This is a genomic window from Roseibium aestuarii, assembly GCF_008477545.1.
In the GTDB taxonomy this organism is placed as follows: domain Bacteria; phylum Pseudomonadota; class Alphaproteobacteria; order Rhizobiales; family Stappiaceae; genus Roseibium; species Roseibium aestuarii.
The window spans coordinates 1-2,356 of sequence record NZ_VORA01000016.1; the positions used below are offsets into that span (position 1 = coordinate 1).

General features: G+C 68.1%; 4 protein-coding genes. All 4 read left to right on the forward strand.

Annotation, left to right across the window (positions count from 1 at the left end; translation table 11 throughout):
* Positions 1 to 156: 156 nt before the first annotated feature.
* The 4 genes from FR728_RS19205 to FR728_RS19220 all read left to right on the forward strand — a co-directional run bounded on the left by FR728_RS19205 (position 157) and on the right by FR728_RS19220 (position 2,330).
* Positions 157 to 615 carry a crossover junction endodeoxyribonuclease RuvC gene (locus FR728_RS19205; RefSeq protein WP_208998938.1) on the forward strand — a complete coding sequence of 153 codons (459 nt, stop codon included), beginning with the start codon at positions 157 to 159 and terminating at the stop codon, positions 613 to 615.
* Positions 612 to 812, forward strand: a complete 201-nt coding sequence (locus FR728_RS19210) for a hypothetical protein (protein ID WP_149894353.1) — start codon at positions 612 to 614, stop codon at positions 810 to 812. The genes FR728_RS19205 and FR728_RS19210 overlap by 4 nt, the downstream gene beginning before the upstream one ends.
* Positions 805 to 1,185: a DUF6362 family protein gene (locus FR728_RS19215; protein WP_018303644.1), complete on the forward strand. Its 381-nt coding sequence runs from the start codon at positions 805 to 807 to the stop codon at positions 1,183 to 1,185. Before FR728_RS19210 ends, FR728_RS19215 begins: the two co-directional genes overlap by 8 nt.
* Positions 1,186 to 1,601: 416 nt before the next feature.
* Entirely contained in the window at positions 1,602 to 2,330 is a 729-nt protein-coding gene (locus tag FR728_RS19220) for a ParB/Srx family N-terminal domain-containing protein (RefSeq protein WP_244304777.1), read from the forward strand.
* The last annotated feature ends 26 nt before the right edge of the window (positions 2,331 to 2,356 follow it).

Consider the following 2,356-nt stretch of genomic DNA (forward strand, 5'->3'; position numbering starts at 1 on the left):
GGCGGCCCCGTACCGCCAAGCACCAGACCGCCGTCGTCTTCCACCACCACAGGCCCCCGGCAAAGGAGACCCATCATGGCTCAGCCGACTCTGATCCCGAATTGCGACGGCGCAAGGTTTGAATCGCTGCCGCTCGACACGCCCCGCAACCGCTGCATGCTCGCGCTCGATCTCGGCACCTCGACCGGCTGGGCGATCCGCGGCCATGACGGTCTGATCACCAGCGGCACCGTCTCGCTGCGCCCCGGCCGCTTCGACGGCGGCGGCATGCGCTACCTGCGCTTCACCAACTGGCTCACCGAGATCGATCGGCTTTCCGGTCCGGTGGCGGCGATCTGGTTCGAGGAGGTCCGCCGCCACGCTGGCACCGACGCGAGCCACATCTACGGCGGGCTCTTGGCCACGCTGACCGCATGGGCGGAACTGCGCGGCGTGCCCTACGAGGGCGTTCCGGTCGGCACGATCAAGCGCCACGCCTCGGGCAAGGGCAACGCCGACAAGGCCGCCATGGTCGCAGCCATCCGCGCCCGCGGCTTCAGCCCCGCTGACGACAACGAGGCCGACGCCATCGCCATCTTGCTCTGGGCGATCGAGACGAACGGGGGTGTCGCATGAGATGGCACCCCCATGGCTACGGCGGCCGGCGCCGTGATCCCGAGCAGGTCAAGCGCGAGGGCTGGCGGGAACAGGGCGTCCTCGCGGTCTCCGCAGATGATGCCCGCCTCACCTGGCCCGAGCGTGAGCTTGTCCGCCAGCTCGGCGAGAAGCTCTACGGCCCGCGCCCGTCCGACAGGGAGGCGCGCCATGGCTGATCGCGAATGGACCGCAGACTGCGTCGCCGATCATTTCGAGGAGGCGTTCCGCACCCTGCGGAAGCTGCCGCCGGTGAAGGCGCAGGGCTACTTCAACACCTGGCCCGACATCGTGCGGACCAGCCGCGAGATCGCGGCGATGGAACCGCAGCCGATGCGGGTCTGGCCCTCGGCCGCCGCGATCACCCGGCTCGAGCAGACCTTCGACTGGGTGCTCTGGATCGAGGAGGCGGAGCGCAAGCTGGTCTGGTCGCGTGCGGCCCGGGTGCCGTGGAAGCAGATCAGCGGGGAGCTGGGCTGCGACCGCACGACCGCCTGGCGTCGCTGGCAGCTGGCGCTGACCAAGATAGCTGCGCGCCTGAATGCACAGTGACTCCAATGTGTTGCAACACTTTTCCCTTCGACATCTGCAACAGATCCATGCTATTCCGAAGGCAAGATGGGGAGAGTGCGCTGGAAAGCTCGCTCTCCCCTTTGCGTTGACGGGGGCCTTCTGGACCCCGGTATCCAGCGAGGGTCCGGCCGGGGTCCAGCCCACGGCAGTTTCCGGTTCCTTCCTGGGCGTTTTCGTATGCTGGCGGGCGAAGCGCGGGACATCGCCAGCGACAGGGCCGGATTTTTGGGAAGCCATCCGGAAGCCGGAGCCGCGCGCGCGCCGCGCAAACACCAATGAACGCTGGCCTTCCGACCGGACACCGCTGGTAGCCGCTGGACCCCGCGTGGAGTCCGGCCCGGCATCCGGAGTCCGGAAGCCACCGGCATCCACGCGACCGAGGAACCTTGCCCACCATGACGCTGAGCTTCGCCCCGGACGCGATCGAGATGTGGCCGTTGTCGCGCCTGCAGCCCTACGCGAAGAACGCGAAGGCGCATGGCGCGGACCAAGTCGCGAAGATCGCTGCCAGCATCGCCGAGTTCGGCTGGACGGTGCCATGCCTCGTCGGCGAGGACGGCGAACTGATCGCGGGGCATGGCCGGGTGCTGGCGGCGGCGCAGCTGGGGTTGACCGAGGCGCCGGTGATCGTGCTCGGGCATCTGACCGAGGCGCAGCGGCGGGCCTACCGGATCGCAGACAACAAGCTGACGGAGCTGGGCACCTGGGACGAGGCGCTGCTGTCGGCCGAATTGAGCGACCTGCTCGCCGAGGATTTCGACCTATCGCTGGTCGGGTTTTCCGATGGCGAACTCGACAAGCTGCTGGCCTACGTCGCGGAAGACGACGGTGAAGAAGGTGGCGCCGGGGGCTCAGTGCCGCCGGTGACCATCCCCGAGCCGCCGCGCAACCCGGCGTCGCGCACCGGCGATCTGTGGATCCTCGGTGACCACCGCCTCCTCTGCGGGGACAGCACCAGCCACGACGATGTTCGCCGCCTGATGAACGGCGAGCGCGCGGTGCTGTTCGCGACCGACCCGCCGTATCTCGTGGACTACGACGGATCGAACCATCCGACGCGGAACAAGGACTGGTCGCAGTCCTATGGCGTCACCTGGGATTGTTCGTTTTGGATGCTGTTATGATGGGGGTGCTCTCCCGGCTGTCTTGA